Source organism: Streptomyces torulosus, from assembly GCF_001419765.1.
Classification (GTDB): domain Bacteria; phylum Actinomycetota; class Actinomycetes; order Streptomycetales; family Streptomycetaceae; genus Streptomyces; species Streptomyces torulosus.
The window spans coordinates 1-2734 of sequence record NZ_LIRK01000504.1 but is presented as its reverse complement, the minus strand read 5'-3'; the positions used below and the strand labels follow the sequence as shown (position 1 = coordinate 2734).

2 protein-coding genes are annotated in these 2734 nt (G+C 72.9%); both read left to right on the top strand.

What is annotated here, in order from left to right; translation table 11 throughout:
- The coding region (locus AOK23_RS31240) for a hypothetical protein (protein ID WP_157878209.1) at positions 1-378 on the top strand (378 nt) is incomplete at its 5' end.
- Between the two features lie 188 nt (positions 379-566).
- Positions 567-2381, top strand: a complete 1815-nt coding sequence (locus AOK23_RS31235; RefSeq protein ID WP_420823768.1) for a DUF4192 domain-containing protein — start codon at positions 567-569, stop codon at positions 2379-2381.
- The last annotated feature ends 353 nt before the right edge of the window (positions 2382-2734 follow it).

Below are 2734 nucleotides of genomic sequence, written 5' to 3'. Positions count from 1 at the left end.
GGCCGGGAGCGGCGGGCGGTGGCCGGGCGGTTGCGGGCCGAGGGACTGCCGGTCACCGAGTTCGACACCACGGGCGAGATCTGCCTGACGGTTCCGAAAGCGGCACGGGGCGCGGCCCGGCACATGAACGGCGCGCGCCGCCTCGACGACCTGTGCCTGGTCACCGCCCTCCGGGCGGACGGCCGGGCGGATCACATCGCGGTGCCGCGCTCGGAAGCCGCCGCCGAGGCCCGCCGCCGACACGCCGGGCTCTATCCGTCCATCGCCGGAGCCACGGCACCGCCCGCCGCCCCGCCGGTCAAGGCCCGTTCCCCGCACAGTGACGTCCTGGTCGGCTCGGGGCCGGCCTCCGCCCCCGACGACAAGCGGGTCGACTGAGTCGGCTGCGGGCGGATGCCGGGGATCCGTGGTGGGCAGGTTCGCGTCGTTCATGGCCCCATGCAAGCCGATGCCCCGGACATCGCGGGGACGAGCGGTGCGGATCTGTGGACAACCTCTGACGTGGTCATGGTCGGACTTATCCACAGGTCAAAGCGGAATTTCAAGATCCGCGAGATGGTCGCCGCATGACGAATCACAGCGAAGCGGCCGGTACCTCCGGCAACGGTGACATCAGCGGGCAGAACGGCTGGAGCGGGCGCGGGGAGACCACCGCGTACGAGGACCGCGAGCGGCGGCCTCTCCCGGACCGTGACGACTGGGAGTCAGGGTCTCGGTCGGAGCGCGACGAGTGGGGCCCGACGCATCAGCCCGGGCACGACGAGTCCGCGGGGCACGGGGCGGTGCCTGACGGGCCGGTGCCGATCGTGGGGCACGCGTCGGCACCCGAGAGGACAGTCCCGCTCATGGGGCACGGTGAATGCGGGGCGTACGCGGGGCACGGCACGGCCGCCGACCCCGGCGGCGAGCAGCAGGTCACACTGCGGACCCCGGCCGAGCTGGCCGACGCCCTGCCGTACCTGCTCGGCTATCGCCCCGAGGACAGCATCGTGCTCGTCGCACTGCACGACGGCGAGGCGAAGGGGCGGTTCGGCGGGCGGGCACGGCTCGGGATCCCGACCCACACGGATGACTGGCCGTCCGTGGCGCAGCAACTGGCCCACGGGCTGGTGACCGGCAGCGAGCGCCGGGGCGCCAAACCGGAGAGCATGGTCGCCTTCCTGTGCCAGGACCCGGCGGGCGGCGAGTCGGCGCGCGACGTCATGGAGCGCCTGCGGCCACTGGCCCAGCTGCTGCGCAGGGCCTGCGGCGCCCTCGACGTCCCGGTGGTCGAGGCCCTGTGCATCTCCGACGGCCGCTTCTGGTCGTACTGCTGCCCGGGCAACGGATGCTGTTCCCCGGACGGGGAAGCGATGGGGCTGCCCGGCACCTCCGTGCTGGCCGCCGCCGCGACCTACGCGGGTCTGCAGGTGCGCGGCACGCTACGGGAGTTGAGGGCGCGGCTCATGCCCTGGGAGACCGTGGCGGCATTGCAGCAGGAGGCCGCGCTCGACACCGCCCAGGCTGCCCTCGTGCCGCGCATCCTGGAAGCGGAGAGCCGCGCTGACGTGGCGGAGGAGACCCTCGCGGTGGTCCGGCGCGCCATGGAGCGCCTAGCGGCCGTACCGACCATGTCCGGCACCCTCGACGCGGATCTGCGCGACGACGAGCTGATCGGTCATGACGACGCCGCGACCATGATTCTGGGCCTCCAGGACAGGGCGACCCGGGATCGGGCCGCGGAGTGGATGGAGGGTGACGAAGCAAGTCCCGCGCTCCGACTCTGGCGCGCTCTCGCCCGCCGCTGCGTGGGCCCCTACGGAGAACACGCCGCAGCCCCTCTCACGCTGGCCGGCTGGGTGGCGTGGTCCACGGGCGACGAGCTGGAGGCCCGCGAAGCCCTCGCCATGGCCCTTGCCGCCGACCGCGACTACCTCTTCGCCCGCCTCCTCCACCAGGCCTGCAACGAAGGCCTCGACCCCGAGTCGATCCGCCGCTGCCTCCGCGCGGAACGCAGGGGACGAGAGCATCCGAAGCTTCCGACGACCACGACGGAGGCAGGCGCCGAGGCCGGACCGGACGTCGCGGAACAACCGAGCGCGGTGACAACCGCAGTCGACGCGTCGCCTGGTGACGTGGCATCCGCTGACAAGGCATGCGCCACCGGCTCTCGGCGCCGGCGCCGGTCACGGCCGGAGCGGAGTCCGGACACCCGCGCCGGCCGTCGTTCACCCGGCGGTACGGCCCAGCCACGTCGTCCGCGTTCCACCGACGGCGCCACGCCCACAGGCCGACGCTCGGTACGCGCCGCCGATGGCCCCAGCGGCCGAGCACGGGCCCGCCGGGCCACTGACGGCCAAGGTGCGAAGCCGGAGGGGACGCATGTCGATGAACAGCCGTGACATGGAAGGGGCGCATGCCGATGCACGGCCGTGACATGGAAGGGACGCATGCCGATGCACGGCCATGGCCGGGAAGGGCGATACGCCGACGGGCGGCCGTGAACAGGAAGGGACGACGCCGATGAGTGGCCGTGCCCCGGATGGGACGTACGCCGATGAACGGCCGTGACCCGGAGTGGAGCCGTTCCGTTCACCTGAGTGGCGGTATCCGTGGCTTGCCCTCGCCGCCACCCCGTCCCGTCACACCGCCACCGCTGTTCCCCACCAGGTGCCGAGCGCACCCACCGCGCGCCGAACGCAGAAGAAGCCACTCCATGTCCCTGCCCTCCTTGCCCGACGCCTACGACGACATC

Bases quoted from the DNA above. Each gene is read 5' to 3' on its own strand.
- AOK23_RS31235 (WP_420823768.1), top strand. From the start codon at position 567: ATGACGAATCACAGCGAAGCGGCCGGTACCTCCGGCAACGGTGACATC.